An 18,059-nucleotide genomic window follows, 5' to 3' on the forward strand; every position below is an offset into this window, starting at 1 on the left:
TGAGCAGCAGGGCCGCGGCGGCGGTCCCGGCGGCGAGCGCGAGACCGCGGCGCGGACGGCGCGGGGCTCGCGACCGAGGGGTCGAGGAGGAGCGGGCAGGGGCAGCGGACACGATTACTCCTTTGTAATCACGGCTGTCTCACGACAGAGCTGGAGCCACCCCCGAACGAGGGCGGCTCACGTCTGGCTCATCGTAGGGTCACAGGCGACTCGAGGGCAATGGGGCCCGTGGGGGCTTGACGCGACCGGCCCACAGCGCGCCGCCTTTCGTGCACGGCACCTCGTCTCGACCGGGTGCGGTGGACGAGATGCGGTGCGGTGACGGACGCGGCGCGGCGGGGCGGCACGCGGCGTCAGGCCGACGCGGCGCCGGGGGTCCGGCCGCTCGCGGCCCGGGCCCGCGCGGTGTCGCTGCGCGGACCGACCGGCACCGACTGGGTCGCCCGGGCCAGCCCCGACGGTGCCATGCCGACGTACATGCTCTCGGCGCGCTCGACCACGAAGGTCTCGTGCCAGATGCCGACGGCCCCCGGGGCCTTGCGTGCCCGACGGTTGAACGCCGTCCAGGCCGGCCGGTGCGCCTGCTGCGGCGAGCTGGCATAGGCGTAGAGCTTCTCGAGCGACGTCCAGTACTGCACGAGCACCGGCCCGCCACGTCCGAGCGTCAGCCTCATGCCCGCGAGCCCGCTCTCGGGATCGCTGAACAACTCGGTGAGCATCGGTCCCATCGCCGCGAACACCGGCCCCCACTGGTCGGGCCGCCACCAGCGGTTGACGGTCATGCCGATCAGGAAGACGACGAGTTCGCCGTCGTGCTCGTGCGTGGTGCGGCCCGGGTTGACTCTCGACATGATGTCTCCTTAGATGGATAGTGGCGCTCTCCAATATTGGAGAGTTGAGCTATCCAATGTCAAGGGGCAGTCCGTGCGCATCTCCCAGCTCGCCGAGACGACCGGGGTGCCGGTCGCCACGATCAAGTACTACCTGCGCGAGGGGCTGCTGCCCGAGGGCGAGCGCACCAGCGCCACGCAGGCCCGGTACGGCGACGACCACGTGCGCCGGCTGCGGCTCGTCCGGGCGTTGCTCGGCGCGGGCGGGCTCAGCGTCGCCGGCGCGCGCGCCGTCCTCGGGCAGCTCGACGGTGAGCACGAGACGGTCGCCGAGGTGCTCGGCGTCGCCCAGTCGGCCGTCACGACGACGGCCCCCGAGGGCGTCGACCTCTCGCGGGCCGAAGCGCTCGTGGCCGGGTGGGGGTGGACGATCGATCCGGGGTCGGCCGACGTGCTCGCGGCCCTCGAGGTCGCGGTCGACGGACTCGAGGCCGCGGGGTTCGAGCTGCCCGACGGGACGCTCGACGGCTACGCGCGGTCGATGGCCGAGGTCGCCGAGGCCGAGATCGCGGGCATCCCGGTCGATTCGGTGGACGCCGCGGTGCAGTACGTCGTGCTCGGCACCGTGTTGGTCGAGCCGCTCCTGCTCGCCCTGCGCCGCCTGGCCCAGCAGGACGCGTCCTGGCGCCGCTTCGGGGCCTGACGCCGCGCCTCCGGCTGGTCGCGTCCGGCTGGTCGCCTCGCTCCGGCGCCCTCAGGAGGCGCGGGTGCGGTCGCGCAGACCGACGAACGACACCAGGGCGCTCACCCCGAGCAGCACGGCGACCACGATCACGACGCGATGGAACCCGCCCACCGTGAGCGCGCCTCCGGCGATGACTCCGAGGAACGCGACCGCGACGAGCCCGGCGACGCGCGAGATGGCGTTGTTGACGGCGGAGGCGATGCCCGACTGGCCGGCCGGGATCTGCGACAGCACCGTCGAGGTGAGAGGAGCCACGGTCACCGACAGGCCGAAGCCGAACAGGACCACGCCGGGCACGACCTGCCACCAGACGTCGATCGGATCGGCGACCAGCAGCATCCAGAGGAACCCGCTCGCCGTGATCAGCGGCCCGACCGTCATGAACGGGCGCGGGCCGTGGGTGGCGGCGAGCGTGCCGAACAGGGTCGAGAACAGCAGCGACACGATCGTCGTCGGCAGGGTGACGAGCCCGGCCAGGGTCGCCGTCAGACCCGCCAGCTCCTGCACCACCAGGGGGATGGTCAGGGTGCCGAGGCTGAGGGCCGCGTAGATGCCGACGGTGGCCAGGTTGCCGACGGTGAAGGTGCGGGTCCGGAACAGCGTCAGCGGCATCATCGGAGCGGGTGAGCGGCGCTCCCACCAGACGAAGGCGGCGAGCGCGGCGAGGCCGACCACGAGCGGCGTGACGACGAACCAGGTGCCGAACCCGACGCGCTGCCCCTCGATGAGCGCGAAGACCGGTCCGGCGAGGCCCACCGCGGCCAGCACGGCGCCCACGACGTCGACCCGCGGGGGAGCACCGTCGCGCCCCCGGTGGGCGTCGCCGGGCAACCGGGTCATCAGCACGAGGGTGAGGACGACGGGCACGACGACGACGGCGAAGACCCAGCGCCAGCCGAGCGTGTCGACGAGCGCGCCCCCGGTCAGCGGACCGATCAGGAACGCGACGCCGGTCCAGGCCGTCCAGCTGCCGATGGCCTTGCCCTGAGCGGGGCCGCTGAAGGTCGAGGTGATGAGGGCGAGGCTGCTCGGCACGAGGAGGGCCGCGGTCACGCCCTGCAGGGCCCGGGCGGCGATCAGCAGGCCCGGGTCGGGGGCGAGGGCGGCGAGCACGCTCGTCACGGCGAAGCCGATCAGGCCCGCGCGCAGCACCCGCACCCGGCCGAACGTGTCGCTGAGCGAGCCGGCCACGAGCATGAGCGACCCGAGCGTCAGCAGGTAGGCGTCGACGACCCACTGCTGCAGGGCGAGGCCCGCGCCGTCGTCGGCCGTCGCGCCGCCTCCCGTGCCGGTGCCGAGTTCGCGGGCGATCGCGGGCAGCGCCACGGTGACGATCGAGCCGTCGAGGAACGCCACGAACGAGGCCAGCACGGCGACCACGAGGACGACCCGCCTGCCGCGCAGGGTCGCGGCGTCGCTCGGGGCGGGGGGAGGTGTGCTCATGCTGCACTCAACACCCGACGGGCGCCGATCGATGCCCCGTCGTCCGACGGCCCGGCCTCACCCCTCGCGGACGACGTCGTCCGGCGACTTGTCGGGCCGCCACCCGCGCCAGCTCGGCTGCCGCAGCCGCCCGGTCGAGGTCCACTCGGCGATCGACACCTCGCCCACCCGCGACGGGGTGACCCAGTGGGCGCCGCGGGCGTCCACGGCGGGCACGCCCACCAAGGGGCTGGTCTTCCGCTCGGCCGCGCGCAACGCCGGCAACAGCTCGTCGAGCTCGCGGTCGGTGAACCCCGTGCCGACCCGGCCGACGTAATGCAGCCCGTCCTCGCCCGGCACGCCCATCAGGAGCGAGCCGACGCCGTCGGCCCTCCGGCCGGCACCGGGGCGCCAGCCCGCGATCACGACCTCCTGCGTCTGGTGGTGCTTCATCTTGATCCAGGCGCGGGACCGTCGACCGGCGCTGTAGGTCGCGTCGCGCCGCTTGGCGACCACGCCCTCGAGTCGCAGGCGCTTCGAGGTGGCGACCGCCGCCTCCAGGTCCCCGTCGAACGCCGGGGGCACGTCGACGGCCCCGCCGCTCTCGACGATCCGCTCGAGCACCTCACGCCGGTCGTCGTACTCGTCCTTCACGAGCGAGCGCCCCTCGGCCCGCATGACGTCGAACAGCAGCAGCTTCACCGGCGCGCCCGCGGCGGCTCGCGCCACGTCGCGCGACCGCGTCAACCCCATGCGCGTCTGGAGCAGGCCGAAGTCGGGGCGACCCTTCTCGTCGACGGCCACGATCTCGCCGTCGAGCACCGCGCCTCCTTCGCTGTCGACCCGCTCCGCCAGCACCTGCAGCTCGGGGTAGGCCGGGGTGAGGTCGTTGCCGTTGCGGCTGGTCAGAGTGACCGCGCCGTCGTGGACGACCGCCACGGCGCGGATGCCGTCCCACTTCATCTCGAACGCCCACCCGCCCTCGGACACGTCGTGCGTGTCGCCCGTCGTCGCCAGCATCGGCGCGACCGGGTCGGGTGCCGGGAACTCCTGCTTCCCGTCGCGAGCCGAGGAGGCGCGGCCCGACCGTCCGGGGGAGCCGCCGGTCGCGTGCGCCGTGCGTGAGGGGTTACCGGCGTCGCCTCGCCGATTCGCCCGCGCGCACGGCGGCAACTCCGGAGAACGCGCGTCTTCGGTCGTCTTCCGGGCTCGATGCGGTCGTCCTCCTGAATTGCCGACGGAAGCGCCGTCGTGCGAACCGACGTCGCCCGCGTCGTCCTTCATGCGGTGGATCAGCCAGTTCGACTCCGCCCGCCCACCGCCGTGGCCGGTGTGGATCAGTGCGACGCGTCGGGTGCCGCGCTGCTCGCCGTGCAGCACGACGATCACCTCCTTGCCCTCGCGCCACTTCTCGAGCTCGTACTCGCCGGAGTCCCAGATGGTCACCTCGCCGGCGCCGTACTCGCCCTTGGCGATCGTGCCCTCGAAGGTGCCGTACTCGAGCGGGTGGTCCTCGGTCTGGACGGCCAGGTGGTTCGTGCCCGGGTCGTCGGGCTCGCCCTTCGGCAACGCCCAGCTGACCAGCACGCCGTCGTGCTCGAGGCGGAAGTCCCAGTGCAGCGAGCTGGCGTGGTGCTCCTGGATGACGAAGCTCGTGCCGTCGGTCGAGGCAGGGGCCTCGACGGGCACGGGCTCGGCGGTCTTCGACGCGTCGCGCTTCGAGCGGTAGACCTCGAGGCGGTCGCGCACCTTCTCGGAGGGGTCGTGGTCGGGGGCCTCGGTGTTGCGGAAGTCCTCGCCCAGCTCGCCCGAGGGCACCGGCACGTGCGCCGAGACGTCGGCCAGGGGGTCGCCGCGCCGCTTCAGGCGCGAGAGCACGTCGGTGTACTCGAGCTGCGCCAGGGTCTTCGACGCGAGTTCGCGCCAGGTGCGAGGCATCGCCACGGTCGGCCGGGACCGACCCCGCAGCGAGTACGGGGCGACCGTCGTCTTGTTGCCGTTGTTCTGCGACCAGTCGAGCAGCACCTTGCCCCGGCGGTCGGCCTTGCCCATGGTGCTGAGCACGAGGTCGGGGTGGTCGGCCTCCATCGCACGGGCCAGTTCGTGGGCGACCTCGCCGACCTGGGCACTGGTCTGCCTCCCGTCGAGCCGGGCGTACAGGTGCACGCCCTTGCTGCCGCTCGTCACGGGCATCAGCTCGAGGCCCATGCCCTCGACGATCGGCTTGAGCAGCTGCGCCACGGCGACGCACTCGGCGAGGCCGACGCCTTCGCCCGGGTCGAGGTCGAGCACCAGCCGGTCGGGGTTGCGCTGCGCCCCCTTCGGGCCGAACCGCCACTGCGGCACGTGCACCTCGAGCGCGGCGACCTGCGCCAGCCAGGTGAGCGTCGCGACGTCGTTCACCATCGGGTAGACGTTGGCGTGGTCCTTGTGCTCGAGGGTGTGCCGGGCGACCCAGTCGGGCGCGGAGTCGGGCAGGTTCTTCTCGAAGAACACCTCGCCGTCGACGCCGTTCACCCAGCGCTTGCGGGTGGCCGGCCGACCCTCGACGTGCGGCAGCATCCACTCCGCGACGGCGGCGTAGTAGCCCAGGACGTCGGCCTTGGTCGTGCCGGCGTCCGGGTAGAGGACCTTGTCGAGGTTCGTCAACTGCAACCGGTGCCCGCCGACCTCGACCGTCCCGCCGCGTCCCTTGCCCGCCATCGCGCGCCTCCCTGTCTCGTGTGGTTCTCGTTCTACCCGGCTGTCGGTCCGTGTCGTCGGCGGCGGGTCGGCGCCGACCCGCCGCCGACGACGGGGACCCGCCGGATCGACCACGGCCCGCCTCCCCGCGGGGCGGGACGACGGGCCGTGGCGTCGTCGAGACGACGGAGCCGAGGAGGCGCGGATCAGACCGCGGGCATCGCCCCGGCGATCGTGATGGTCGCGCCCGAGGTGTAGCTCGACTCCGGGCTCACCAGGTGCACGTACGCGGCGGCGAGCTCGGCGGGCTGGCCGGGGCGTCCGAACGGCGCCTGGCCGCCGAACTCCGACACCGTCTCGGCGTCGTCGGAGCCGGGCTGCAGGGGCGTCCAGACCGGGCCGGGGGAGACCTGGTTGACGCGGATGCCCTTGGGCGCGAGCTGCTGCGCGAGGCCCGAGGTGAAGACGCCGATCGCACCCTTGGTGAGCGCGTAGTCGATCTTGTCCGGGCTCGGCTGCGTGCCCTGCACCGAGCCGGTCGTCACGATCGACGAACCGGGCTCGAGGTGCGGGATGGCGGCCTGGGTCAGCCAGAACAGCGAGTAGACGTTGGTCTTGATGGTCGAGTCGATGTCCTCGGTGGTGAGCGTGAGGATGTCGTCGTTGCTCTTCATCCGACCGGCCACCATGACGAGGGTGTCGAGCCCGCCGAACTCGTCGACGGCCTTCTGCACGAGGTCCTTGCAGTACTGCTCGTCCGAGATGTCGCCGGGGACGAGGACGGCCTTGCGCCCCTCGCCCTCGAGCAGGTCGCGCACCTCCTCGGCGTCCTTCTGCTCGCTGGGAAGGTAGCTGAGCACGAGGTCGGCGCCCTCGCGGCTGAGCGCGATCGCGGCGGCGCGACCGATGCCCGAGTCCGCGCCGGTGACGACGCCGCGGAAGCCGGTGAGGCGCTCCTTGCCGACGTAGCTGGTCTCGCCGTGGTCGGGCTTGGGGTCCATCTTCCAGGCCTCGCCCGGCAGCGACTGCTCCTGCTTCGGGAACGGCGGCGCGGGGTAGAGGTCGACCGGGTTCTTCTTGTCGTATTGGCTCATGACGTCCACGGTGCCCTCGCCGCGCCTCCGCCGCTCGGGGGTCTGTACCCCACCGGCGGTCATTCGGAGCGCACGCGGAGAAAGATGAGCGTCATGCGATCGATCTGGAAGGGCGCGATCACGTTCGGGCTCGTCAACGTCCCCGTCAAGTTGTACAGCGCCACCGAGGACCACGACGTGTCCCTGCACCAGGTGCACGACGCCGACGGTGGCCGCATCCGGTACCAGCGGAAGTGCGAGATCTGCGGCAAGGTCGTCGACTACGAGCACATCGACAAGGCGTACGACGACGGCGACCGCACCGTGGTGATCACGGGTGACGACCTGAAGTCGTTGCCTGAGGAGCGCTCGCGCGAGATCGACGTGCTCGAGTTCGTCCCGAGCGACCAGGTCGACCCGATCATGCTGGACCGCAGTTACTTCCTCGAGCCGGACGGCACCTCGCCCAAGGCCTACGTGCTGCTGCGCCGGACCCTCGAGGAGACCGACCGCACGGCCATCGTCCACTTCTCGCTGCGGCAGAAGACCCGGCTCGCGGCCCTGCGCGTCCGCGGCGACGTGCTGATGCTTCAGACCCTGCTCTGGGACGACGAGGTGCGCGAGGCACGGTTCCCGGCGCTCGAGAAGCAGACGCGCGTCAGCGACAAGGAACTCGACATGTCGTCGTCGCTCGTCGACTCGTTGAGCGACGACTTCGAGCCCGCGGACTTCAGCGACGACTACCAGGAACAGTTGCGGCAGCTGATCGACGCGAAGCTGGAGGAAGGCGAGTCGCTCGACACGGACGCCACCTTCGGCGAGAAGCCGGAGGACGACGACGAGGGCGGCGAGGTCATCGACCTGATGGAGGCGCTGCGTCGGTCGGTCGAGAAGAACCGGTCGGGCGGACACCCCAAGCCGACCAAGAAGGCCGCGTCGACGTCGACGACGAAACCCGCCGCGAAGAAGTCGCCTGCGAAGAAGGAGTCCTCGAAGGAGGAGTCCTCGAGGTCGACGTCCGGAGGGGCGGGTTCCGCGGCGAGGAAGAAGCCCGCCTCGTCCGCCTCCGGCAAGAAGGCGGCCCCGAAGAAGAAGGCCGGCTGACCGCGCCGGTCAGTGCTCGCGGAGCGCCTCGATCAGGTCGGCCTTCTTCAGGTCGGAGTAGCCGGTCACGCCGAGTTCCTTCGCGCGTCCCCTGAGTTCCTCCACCGTCCAGTCGTCGTACGACCCGGACTTCCCGCCCTTGGCGGCCACCTTCTTCTCGCTGTTGCCCTTCTGGGCGGCGGCGTTCGAGATGCGCGCGGCTTTCTCCTTCGACGCGCCCTCGTCGCGGAGCGCTTCGTACATGTCGGGCTTCTTCAGCTGCGGGGGAGTCTCGTCCTTCGGCGTCATGCGCCCGACCGTACACTCGGCGCGACGGCTCGTCGCACGCCTCAGGCGCCGAACTGCCAGCCGGTCACGTCGGGGTGGTCCTCGCCGTGTTCGTAGGCGTAGGCCCGGGCCTCCTCGCGTCGTGACTCGAAGTCGGCCACCAGGTCGGGGTGCTCGTCGGCGAGACCTGGCACGCGGTGCAGGACGTCGAGCACCAACCGGTAGCGGTCGATGTCGTTGAGCATGGCCATGTCGAAGGGCGTGGTGGTGGTGCCCTTCTCCTGGAAGCCGCGGACGTGCAGGTTCTCGTGGTTCGTCCGTCGGTAGGTCAGCTGGTGCACGAGCGACGGGTAGCCGTGGAAGTCGAACACGACGGGCGTGGACGTGGTGAAGAGCGCGTCGAAGTCGTCGCTCGTCAGACCGTGCGAGTGCTCGCGCACGTCTTGGAGGCGCATCAGGTCGACCACGTTGACCACTCGGGTGCGCAGCGACGGCAGCACCTGCCGGAGCAGGTCGGCGGCTGCCACCGTCTCGAGGGTCGGGACGTCGCCCGCGCAGGCCAGGACGACGTCGGGGTCGACGCCGTCGACGGGGGCGCCCTCGGTACCGGCCCACTCCCAGATGCCGGCGCCACGGCGGACGTGTTCCTCGGCCTCGGGCAGCGACAGCCAGGCCGGTGACTCCTGCTTGCCGGCGACGATCACGTTGACCGTGTCGGTCGTCCGGAGGGCGTGGTCGGCGACGGCGAGCAGCGTGTTGGCGTCGGGGGCCAGGTAGATGCGCACGAGGTGCGCCTGCTTGTTGACGACGACGTCGAGGAACCCCGGGTCCTGGTGGGAGAACCCGTTGTGGTCCTGCCGCCAGACGTGGGACGACAGCAGGTACGTGAAGGACGAGATGGGCGCGCGCCAGTCGATCTCGTCAGCGCTTTCGAGCCACTTCGCGTGCTGGTTGAACATCGAGTCCACGATGTGCACGAAGGCCTCGTAGGTGTTGAGCAGACCGTGGCGCCCGGTCAGCAGGTAGCCCTCCATGAGTCCCTGCAGCAGGTGCTCGCTCAGCACTTCCATCACGCGGCCGCTGCGGGCCACGTGCTCGTCGTCGGGCCAGATGTCGGCCGCCCACACCCGCTCGGTCACGTCGAACACCGGGTCGAGTCGGTTGGACACCGTCTCGTCGGGCCCGAAGAGACGGAAGGTCGACGGGTTGTCGCGCACGATCTCGGCGAGCCACCGGCCGAGGACGCGTGTGGCCTCGGCCTGGGTGCGGCGATCGTCGGAGGTCTCGACCGCGTGCGTGCGGTAGTCCGTGAGGGTCAGGTCGCGGCGCACGAGACCGCCGTTGGACGCCGGGACGGCGCTCATGCGCTTGGCGCCCCGGGGCCGCAGCCCGTCGAGCCGGGCCACCGGCCGACCCGTCTCGTCGAACAGCTCGTCGGCACCGTACGACCGCATCCAGTCGTCCAGCTGCGCCCGGTGCCCGTCGTCCTCTCGGACTCCGCTGAGCGGCACCTGGTGGGCACGCCAGGTGCCCTCGATGCGCTCTCCGTCGACGACTTTCGGGCCGGTCCATCCCTTCGGGGTGCGCAGCACGATCATGGGCCACCGCGGGCGTTCGGTGCCGTCGCCGTCGCGGGCTTCGCGCCGCAGTTCGTCGATGCGGTCGAAGGCGTGGTCGAGGGCGGCGGCCATGCGCTCGTGCACCCGCATCGGGTCCTCGCCCTCGAAACCGCCCGCGACGACGAGCGGCTCGTATCCGTAGCCCCGCATCAGCTCGAGCAGTTCGCCCTCGGGGATGCGCGAGAGCACCGTCGGGTTGGCGATCTTGTAGCCGTTGAGGTTGAGGATCGGCAGCACGGCCCCGTCGTGTCGGGCGTCGAGCAGCTTGTTCGCGTGCCAGCTCGTCGCCAATGGCCCGGTCTCGGCCTCGCCGTCGCCGATGACGCAGACGGCCACCAGGTCGGGGTCGTCGAGCACCGCACCGTAGGCGTGGCTCAACGAGTACCCGAGTTCACCGCCCTCGTTGATCGACCCCGGGGTCTCGGGTGCCGCGTGCGACGGGATGCCGCCCGGGAACGAGAACTGCTTGAAGAGCTTCTGCAGTCCCGCCGCGTCTTGCGTCACCTCGGGGAACAGCTCGCTGTAGGTGCCCTCGAGGTACGTGTTGGCGACCATGGCCGGCCCGCCGTGCCCCGGGCCGCAGACGTACAAGAGGTCGCGGTCGTCGCGCCGGATCACGCGGTTGAGGTGCGCGTAGACGAAGCTCAGCGCGGGCGACGTGCCCCAGTGGCCGAGGAGGCGCGGTTTGATGTCGTCGCGCGCGATCGGCCGCGTGAGCAGCGCGTTGTCCATCAGGTAGATCTGCCCGACGGTCAGGTAGTTGGCGGCCCGCCACCACGCGTCGACGAGAGCGAGGTCGTCGGGGGTCGCCGGTGGCATCGGCGTCGAGTGGTCGTTCGTCACTGGCCCTCCATGTCGTCGGTGGTGCCCTCACGGCTCATCTCGTCGATGGTGATCGCCGCGTTGACGAGGGCGAGGTGGCTGAGGCCCTGCGGCACGTTGCCGAGGAACTGCCCGTCGTCGGCGCTGATCATCTCGGTCAGCAGGCCCACGTCGTTCGGCTGCTGCACGAGCTGGTCCATCAGCTCGACCGCTTCGTCCTGACGGCCCACGCACGCCAGGGCGCTGGCGAGCCAGAAGGCGCAGGCCACGAACGTGCCTTCCTCCTGATCGACCTCGCTGTAGCGGAACAGCAGGGGGCCGGCCGAGAGCCCGCGCTGCATCGCGTCGATGGTGCGGGACATGCGCTCGCCGCGGTCGAAACCGCTGGGGGCGTGCAGCAGCACCGACGCGTCGAGCTTCTCGCTGCCCGGGTACATGACGTACGAGCCGATCTTCTCGTTCCAGCCGTGCTCGGCGACCCAGTCCTCGATCAGGTCGCGGTTCTTCCGCCAGAAGACGACGTCTTCAGGGTCGGGGTGCATCTGCCCGACCTCGGTAAGGCGCAGGGCGGCGTCGATGGCCTGCCAGCAGCCCATCTTGCTGCTCACGTAGTGCTGTTCGTCGGGCAGCTCCCACATGCCCGAGTCCTTCTCCTGCCAACGACGGCAGGCGTCGTCGGCGAACCCGGCGAGCAGGTCGCCGGTGGACTCGTCGAGGATGTTGCCGTCCGCGGCGTACTGGCTCATGATCGCCAGGATGTCGGCGTAGGTGCCGAGCTGCAGCTGCTCGCCCGCCGGGTTGCCCTTATAGACCGGGCCGATGCCGCGCCAGCCCTCGGACCCCGTCTCGTGGGTGCCGTCCGGCACCGAGCCGTCGAGGTTGAGGAAGATGTGCATCGTGCGGCCGTTGGCCTTGAGCGCCGAGAGCAACCACGAGACGGCTGCCTGGGTCTCTTCTCGCAGGCCGAAGCGGACGAGCGCGTTCACCGTGTAGGCCAGGTCGCGTACCCAGGCGAAGCGGTAGTCCCAGTTCTTGTCCCCGGTGAAGTTCTCGGGCAGGGCCGCCGTGGCGGCTGCCGCGATCGCGCCGGTGGGGCTGAAGATCAGCAGCTTGAGCGCGAGGGCGCTGCGCTGCACGGCGTCGGACCACGGGCCGTCCCAGTTGAACTCGTCCGACCAGGTCTGCCAGTTGCGGACCGTGCGGTCGATGCCCTGGTCGACCACGTGCGGGTCGGGCAGGTGCAGGGGTTCGTCCTCGACGCCGCAGAGACAGATCAACGAGCGCGACCCCTCGTGGGTGGTGAACTCGCCCCAGAACCGGTGCGGCCCGCCGTGGGCCTCGCCGTCGCCGGGTTCGACCGAGTCGAGGCGGCCGTGCTCGAAGCCGACGAGCGCCAGGTTGATGTCGGCGGCGCGCAGGACCGGCCCGTGCAACGTGTCGACCCGGCGAATCGGGTGCGTGCCGAACGTGTTGCCCGGGATCACCGCCCAGCGCATGGCGACCGACCCCGTCACGCCCTCGATGCGGCGGGCGAGCTCGGCCCAGGGCAGGCGCCCCGCGATGCCGGTGACCAGCGCGTCGGTGATCTGGACGACACCCGTGGAGGTGCGGAAGCGGGTCACGAGGACGTTCGTGTTCTCGACGTACTCGCGCTGCACCTCGAAGTCGTCGTCGACGGGACGCAGCTCGATGCGTCCGCCCTTGCCGGCGTCGACGATGCCGGAGAACACCGGGTCGCTGTCCATGTCGGGCATCGGCAGCCAGTCGATCTGGCCGTCGCGGGCGATGAGGGCGACGGTCCGACCGTCGCCGATCGCCCCGTAGGAGCGCAGCGGCACGTAGCCGTCGTCCCGGGGGTCGGGGCGGTGCCATTCGCCGGCGGCGGCCGTCGTCGCGCCGAAGTGGTCGGCCTGGATGTCGTCGGTGGTCTCGAGGGTGTCCGTCACGCCTCCTACGGTGGCCCAGCGCGCCTCCTCGTGCCCGTCCCTCGCAGTGTTCTGTGTGCCAACAACGGCCTCCGTACCCCTGGGGGCGAGAAAAGGAGCCGGTGGACATGTCGGGCGGGTAGACCGGTCGGATGCCTCTTCCGACCGGAACCACGTCCGAGCCCCGCTTGTTCTTCGACGCGAAGGCCACGCTCGGCGAGAGTCCCGTCTGGGACGTCGACGCCCACGAGCTGGTCTGGACCGACATCACGAACGGCCTCCTGCACCGCACGTCGGCCGACGGCACGAGGGACACGACCGTCGTCGTCGACCCGCCCCTGCCGAGCTTCCAGCGTCGGCGCGGCGGTGGCCTGATCGCGGCCCTCGACGACACCGTCGTCGTCATGCGGGACGACGGGACCGAGCAGCGGACGATCGCGACCGTCGACCACGCCGACGAGCGCCTGCGCCTCAACGAGGGCAAGTGCGACCCGTTCGGCGCCTTCGTCGTCGGTGCGACCGACCCCGAGGGCAGCCCCGTGGCCGGTCTCTACCGCGTGGCCCCGGACGGCACGCTCACGCAGCTCCGCGACGACTTCGCCACGACCAACGGGTTCGAGTGGAACGACGACGGCAGCGAGATCTACCTCACCGACACCGGCGACGACACGATCTACCGAGCCTCGTGGGATGCCGACGGCACCCTGGGCGAGCTCGTCCCGTTCTCGTCCCAGGGCGCCCACGACGGCCTGGCCCGCGACGAGCGGGGAGAGTTCTGGGGTGCCATCTACGGCGAGGGCAAGGTGGTGCACCTGGACGTCGACGGTGGTCTCGTCGACGAGATCACCCTCCCGGTGCCGAACGTCACCGGCATCGGCTTCGGTGGTGACGACCTGCGGACGTTGTTCGTGCTGTCGGCCCGCGAGGGGCTGAGCGACGAACAGCTCGAGGAGTTCCCGCTGAGCGGCGGCATCTTCGCGCTGGACCTCGACCGGGCGGCCCGCCCGCCGTTCCTGTTCGGCTGAGACCGCCGCCCGTGCGGGGGGGCCCCCCGGGGACGCCCGGCCCGTCGCCCCTGCGACGACCCTCTGACGCGACGACGCCCGCCCGGTCAGCCGATCGGGCGGGCGTCGTCGTGCCGACGGCGCGTCCTCAGATGCGCCCCACGAGCTCGTCGCGCGGCACGACGCCCGCCGCGATGACGGTGCGGGCCGCGTCACGCGCCTCCTCGACGTTCCAGAGCAGCACGCCCTCGACCGCGCCGTCGTCGCCCAGGTAGTACGCCACGGCCTCGCCCTCGCCCTTGTCGTCGACGATCGTCTCGAGCGACGCGTCGAGCGTGCCGACGGCCTCGTACGAGAGGTCGAAGACCTTCGAGTAGTAGTACGGCGTGTGGTCGTAGACCTCGTCGGCGCCGGTCATGTTGCGACCGACGACGGGGCCCTGCGACTTCGCGTTGTCGACGTGCTCGACGCGGCGGCGCCCGAGGATCGCGTCCGGGTACGAGGCCACGTCGCCGGCGGCGAACACGTTCGGGTCGCTCGTCCGCAGGTGCTCGTCGACCACGATGCCGTCGTCCACGGCCAGACCCGCGTCGGCCGCGAGCTGGTCGTCGACCGAGATGCCGAGCCCCACGACGACCGCGTCGGCGTCGAGGGTCGAGCCGTCGTCCAGCCGGAGGTGGACGCCGGCGTCGTCGGCCGTGCCGCTCTCGACGCGACGTCCGCGCGCCAGCTCGACCCGCGCCTCCTCGAATCTCTTCTCGAACGACGAGGCGAGGGACGCGGGGAACACCGATCCGCCGAGCACGTCGTCGGGGAAGACCAGCGTCACGCGGGTGTCGTTCTGCACGAGGGCCGCGGCGAGCTCGGTGCCGATGTAGCTGCCGCCCACGACGACGACGTGCCGGCCGCCGCCCGAGAGCGAGCGGAGTCGGCGGTAGTCCTCGGCGGTCCGGAAGTACACGACGCGGTCGTCGTCCGGCAGGTCGAGGGCGACGGGGCTGCCTCCGGTGGCGAGCAGCAGGGCCCCGTAGCCGATCACGTCGCCGCGGTCGGTGGTCACGGTGCGGGCCTCGCGGTCGATCGACTCGACGAGCATGCGCAGCCGGATCTCGGCACCCGAGTCGGCGACGGTGCCGAGAGCGTTGTCGGCCTCGGTGTAGTCGGGGTCGGTCCAGAGCTTCTTCGACAGCGCCGGGCGCGTGTACGGCGCGTCGACGTCGGCGCTGACGATCAGCACCGACGCGTCCGGGGTGGTGTCGTGGATGGCCTTCGCGGCGGCGTCGGCGGTCATGCCGCCGCCCACGATGACGTGGTCGAACGATTCGGTCATGGGGTCGTCCTCTCGACGAGAGAGGGCACCGCCCGGGAGGCGCGGGTGGCGCGCTCCCGGACGGTGCCCTCGTGAGGTGGTCGGGTCAGTTGGCGACGGCGCCGACGCGGTCGAGGCCCTCGGCCGCGGCGTCCTCGTCACGCTGACGCGTGTCGTCCTGGCGGGCGTCCTTCTCGGGGTGGCGGTTCTCGGCGCCGGTCATCCAGGCGAGCTGCTCGAGGCGCTCGAGGATGCTGTGCAGCACGTCGGCCGTCGTGGGGTCCTCGTCGTCGACGTCGTCGTGGACCGTGCGCATCGTGCCGGTGACGGCGTACATGCGGTCGACGATGAGGTCGACCACCGCGGTGGTCTCGACGGGGCCCGCGGGGAACTCGGGCAGGCTCGTGCCGCGGGTGACGGTCGAGGTGCGGCCGTCGGGGATCAGGTAGACGGCGCGCATGCGCTCGGCCACCTCGTCGCTGAACTCGCGGGCCGCGTCGACGATCTCGTCGAGCTGCAGGTGGAGGTCGCGGAAGTTCGAGCCGAGCAGGTTCCAGTGCGCCTGCTTGCCCTGGACGTGCAGCTCGATGAGGTCGACGAGGACCTTCTGCATGTTGTCGCGGAGTTGGTCGGATCCCTGGAACATGATGTCTCCCGTTCGTCGTGGGTTCGTGCGGAGTCGTCGCACCGGTGGGTGCGACGTGGACGGTAGACCGTGGGCCCGGGCGACGGCTCAGCCTTCGGGGGACAGCTCGACCGACGACGGGTGGGGACGCCGGGGCGCGTCGGCCCGAGGGGTCGCCGGCGCCTGCCGTCCCGAGCCGGTCCAGGGGGTCGCTCGCCGCCGTGATCCACTCGTGATCGAGGGTGCTGGAGCCCGGACCGTACTGGATGGTATGTTCGCCTGCATCGGCACCGAAGCCGACGCCCGGCCGTGGGTACCCGATCCGTGGCCATGCTCTGAGGGGGGCTGACATGGCACGAGCGGTACCCGGACGCGCCGACCGTCACGGTTTCGACGCGGTCGAGATCACGAGGCTGCGACGAGAGATCGAGAGCGCCTGGGGGGCGTTCGACGACATCGAGCAGATGGACTTCGCCCACCGGGTGAGGGTCGTCCACGGGCTGACCGACTCCCTGCCGGACGCGGCGAGCGCGGCGGCCCGCGCGGGGCTCGGGCGACTCGCCCTGGCGCTGCTCGACGACGCGTCGGAGTTCCCGCCGCCGTGGGCGTCGATCTGCGGCCGCTGGGACGTCACGCTCGAGATGGCCCGGGCCGCGGTCGAGTCGATCGCCTGGCCGGAGGGCGAGCCCTGGGGCGAGCTGCCCCTGGTGGGCACCGCCGCCTGACGTCGCCTAGCGTGGCGGCATGAGCTCCACACCGTCGCGTGGCCACGGACGTCGCCGGGTCGGCCTCTGGCGCTTCGTCCGCACGGTCGTGCTCGACTACCGGTACGTCTGGTGGGTGCACCTCGTCCCGCGGTCGGGCCGGGTGGTGCCGCGTCGCTACCGTGACGGCGACCGTGAGCCCGTCCTGCTGCTGCCCGGCGTCTACGAGACCTGGCGCTTCCTCCGACCCGTGGCCGACCGGCTGAACGATCGGGGTCACCCGATCGTCGTGGTGCCCGGCATGGGCCACAACCGTCGTCCGATCGCGGCCACCGCCGAGGTGGCCCAACGCATCCTCGACGCCCACGACCTGCGGGACGTCGTCGTGCTGGCCCACAGCAAGGGCGGGCTCGTCGGCAAGACCATGATGGTCTCGACCGACGCCGAGCGACGCATCACCCGCATGGTGACGGTCAACAGTCCCTTCTCGGGGTCGCGCTGGGCGAGGGTGCTGCCGGTCAGGGCGCTGAGGCCCTTCTCGCCCCGGGACGCCGACCTGTTGCGGCTCGCCGGACAGCGTGAGGCGAACGGGACCATCACGTCGATGGCGTCGCGGTTCGACGCCCACGTCACCGAGGGCAGCGTCCTGCCGGGGGCCGTCAACCTCGAGTTCCCGGTCGACGGCCACTTCCGGCCGCTGGGCCACGCGCGGTGCGTCGCGATGATCGTGCGCGAGGTCGAGGCCGGGGCGGGCTCGGCGGCGTCGGCCGAGGCGTCCTAGCCCTCGACCCAGCCGAGGGCCCGCAAGGTCTCGTGGGGCCGTTCGACGTGGGCGAAGTGCCCGCAGTCGGCGAGGAGGGTCGTCCGGGCGTGCCGCACGACGTCGGCCAGGCGGTCGAGGTCGGACGACCGGGCGAAGACGTCGTCGGCTCCGCTGACGGCGGCGACGTCGCACTCGATGCCTCGCCACCGGGTCGCGTCGTACCCCTGCCCCGACCTCGAGGCCGCCAGGAAGCCCCGGGGCCTGAGCTCGGCCACGAACGCCTCGAGCACCGAGCGTGGGACGCGGTCGACGTGGCGGAAGACGGGTGACGACAGTGTTCGCAGCAGTCCGATGCGGGCCGCGCCGCGCAGCAGGGACGCGGAGGCGCGGGGCAGCACCCCGAACGCCGCGCGCAGCAGCGTGAAGGCCGGCAGCCGCACGAGGCCCCGCACCGGGTGCGTCACGGCGTCGATCGCCGAGAAGGACGTGGCCGACACGACCGAGACGCTGAGCACCAGGTCGGGTCGGACGGCCGCCAGGTGCAGGGCGACGAACGCGCCCATCGAGTGACCGACGAGGTCGAACTCGGTGACGCCCAGCGCCTCGGCGACCTCGACCACCACGGCGGCGGCCGACTCGACGTCGAGGCCCGGGTCCGGCTCGGGCGAGGCGCCCCACCCCGGCAGGTCGATGAGCACCGGGCGGGAGACGACCGCGTCCACCTCACGGGCGGCCTGCAGCAGGGGGGTCCACGTCGTCCACGAACCAGCCGCCCCGTGCAGCAGGACGGTCGCCCGGCGGCGCGAGGACCGGTCGGCCGACGCCGTCGCGTGGTGCACGACCGTCCGGCCGTGTGCCGTCTCGATCGTCGAGCGGGTGAGCCCGAGGGCACCGGGCTCGGTCACCAGCGCGAACGGGGCGTAGCGGTCGAGGGTCGGGTCGGCCACCCCTGTCGCCCGGCCCCGTCGCATCGTCGGATGCTACCCGATGATCTCCTCGCGCACGCGGCGCAGGTCCTCGAGCAGCGACCCGACCAGCACCCAGTTGTCCGGGTCGGGGCGCAGCACGCTCACCGGCGACGTGAGCGCCGGGCCGTCGTCGTGCCCGGTGCCCGTCGCGGGACCGCCGGTGGCGTCGGGGAGGCGGGAGGCGCGCCCGGCCGGCA

15 protein-coding genes and 1 pseudogene are annotated in these 18,059 nt (G+C 71.8%); 5 read left to right on the forward strand and 11 right to left on the reverse strand.

Annotation, left to right across the window (positions count from 1 at the left end):
- Positions 1-353: 353 nt before the first annotated feature.
- Positions 354-851 (reverse strand): DUF4188 domain-containing protein, encoded by a 498-nt coding sequence (locus IFT36_RS10595; RefSeq protein WP_200413091.1) that lies wholly within the window; start codon positions 849-851, stop codon positions 354-356.
- Positions 852-924: 73 nt separating this feature from the next.
- Between IFT36_RS10595 and IFT36_RS10600 the strand changes: the two genes are divergently transcribed.
- The gene (locus IFT36_RS10600) at positions 925-1,533 is read left to right on the forward strand and encodes a MerR family transcriptional regulator (protein WP_123571823.1); all 609 of its coding nucleotides are present in this window, start codon (positions 925-927) and stop codon (positions 1,531-1,533) included.
- Positions 1,534-1,584: 51 nt separating this feature from the next.
- Here the strand turns inward: IFT36_RS10600 and IFT36_RS10605 are convergent, their stop codons facing one another.
- From IFT36_RS10605 to IFT36_RS10615, 3 genes are all read right to left on the reverse strand, one after another.
- Positions 1,585-3,018 carry an MFS transporter gene (locus tag IFT36_RS10605; protein WP_173152434.1) on the reverse strand — a complete coding sequence of 478 codons (1,434 nt, stop codon included), beginning with the start codon at positions 3,016-3,018 and terminating at the stop codon, positions 1,585-1,587.
- A 57-nt stretch (positions 3,019-3,075) separates the two neighbouring features.
- The gene (locus IFT36_RS10610; RefSeq protein ID WP_200413092.1) at positions 3,076-5,700 is read right to left on the reverse strand and encodes an ATP-dependent DNA ligase; all 2,625 of its coding nucleotides are present in this window, start codon (positions 5,698-5,700) and stop codon (positions 3,076-3,078) included.
- 185 nt (positions 5,701-5,885) lie between these two features.
- Positions 5,886-6,773, reverse strand: coding sequence for an SDR family oxidoreductase (locus IFT36_RS10615; protein ID WP_056049091.1), 888 nt, complete (start codon positions 6,771-6,773; stop codon positions 5,886-5,888).
- Positions 6,774-6,866: 93 nt separating this feature from the next.
- Between IFT36_RS10615 and ku the strand changes: the two genes are divergently transcribed.
- Positions 6,867-7,856 (forward strand): non-homologous end joining protein Ku, encoded by a 990-nt coding sequence (ku, locus tag IFT36_RS10620; RefSeq protein ID WP_200413093.1) that lies wholly within the window; start codon positions 6,867-6,869, stop codon positions 7,854-7,856.
- A gap of 9 nt (positions 7,857-7,865) precedes the next feature.
- Here ku and IFT36_RS10625 read toward each other — a convergent pair whose 3' ends face one another.
- The 3 genes from IFT36_RS10625 to IFT36_RS10635 are packed head-to-tail and all read right to left on the reverse strand — an operon-like array spanning position 7,866 to position 12,402.
- Positions 7,866-8,144: a DUF7218 family protein gene (locus IFT36_RS10625; protein WP_200413094.1), complete on the reverse strand. Its 279-nt coding sequence runs from the start codon at positions 8,142-8,144 to the stop codon at positions 7,866-7,868.
- A 41-nt stretch (positions 8,145-8,185) separates the two neighbouring features.
- A complete protein-coding gene (locus tag IFT36_RS10630; protein WP_200413096.1) occupies positions 8,186-10,561 on the reverse strand; it encodes a phosphoketolase family protein in 2,376 nt (791 codons plus the stop codon).
- A 20-nt stretch (positions 10,562-10,581) separates the two neighbouring features.
- Positions 10,582-12,402: a glycoside hydrolase family 15 protein gene (locus IFT36_RS10635; RefSeq protein ID WP_307785083.1), complete on the reverse strand. Its 1,821-nt coding sequence runs from the start codon at positions 12,400-12,402 to the stop codon at positions 10,582-10,584.
- Between the two features lie 239 nt (positions 12,403-12,641).
- Between IFT36_RS10635 and IFT36_RS10640 the strand changes: the two genes are divergently transcribed.
- The gene (locus IFT36_RS10640) at positions 12,642-13,514 is read left to right on the forward strand and encodes an SMP-30/gluconolactonase/LRE family protein (RefSeq protein ID WP_159826868.1); all 873 of its coding nucleotides are present in this window, start codon (positions 12,642-12,644) and stop codon (positions 13,512-13,514) included.
- A 127-nt stretch (positions 13,515-13,641) separates the two neighbouring features.
- Here the strand turns inward: IFT36_RS10640 and IFT36_RS10645 are convergent, their stop codons facing one another.
- Entirely contained in the window at positions 13,642-14,823 is a 1,182-nt protein-coding gene (locus tag IFT36_RS10645; protein WP_200413095.1) for an NAD(P)/FAD-dependent oxidoreductase, read from the reverse strand.
- An 85-nt stretch (positions 14,824-14,908) separates the two neighbouring features.
- A complete protein-coding gene (locus IFT36_RS10650) occupies positions 14,909-15,448 on the reverse strand; it encodes a Dps family protein (RefSeq protein ID WP_082460542.1) in 540 nt (179 codons plus the stop codon).
- 329 nt (positions 15,449-15,777) lie between these two features.
- Between IFT36_RS10650 and IFT36_RS10655 the strand changes: the two genes are divergently transcribed.
- Together IFT36_RS10655 and IFT36_RS10660 are read left to right on the forward strand one after the other, a co-directional pair.
- The gene (locus IFT36_RS10655) at positions 15,778-16,152 is read left to right on the forward strand and encodes a hypothetical protein (RefSeq protein ID WP_056048233.1); all 375 of its coding nucleotides are present in this window, start codon (positions 15,778-15,780) and stop codon (positions 16,150-16,152) included.
- Between the two features lie 19 nt (positions 16,153-16,171).
- Positions 16,172-16,912, forward strand: a complete 741-nt coding sequence (locus tag IFT36_RS10660) for an esterase/lipase family protein (RefSeq protein ID WP_159826866.1) — start codon at positions 16,172-16,174, stop codon at positions 16,910-16,912.
- On the opposite strand, the gene IFT36_RS10665 is transcribed toward IFT36_RS10660, so the two are convergent.
- Together IFT36_RS10665 and IFT36_RS10670 are read right to left on the reverse strand one after the other, a co-directional pair.
- The gene (locus IFT36_RS10665; RefSeq protein ID WP_123571816.1) at positions 16,909-17,865 is read right to left on the reverse strand and encodes an alpha/beta fold hydrolase; all 957 of its coding nucleotides are present in this window, start codon (positions 17,863-17,865) and stop codon (positions 16,909-16,911) included. The two genes, IFT36_RS10660 and IFT36_RS10665, sit on opposite strands and share 4 nt — an antisense overlap.
- 9 nt (positions 17,866-17,874) lie before the next feature.
- Positions 17,875-18,059 (reverse strand): annotated as a pseudogene (locus tag IFT36_RS10670) (hypothetical protein); the annotation flags it as partial.

This window comes from Frigoribacterium sp. CFBP 13605, assembly GCF_014839405.1.
GTDB lineage: Bacteria > Actinomycetota > Actinomycetes > Actinomycetales > Microbacteriaceae > Frigoribacterium.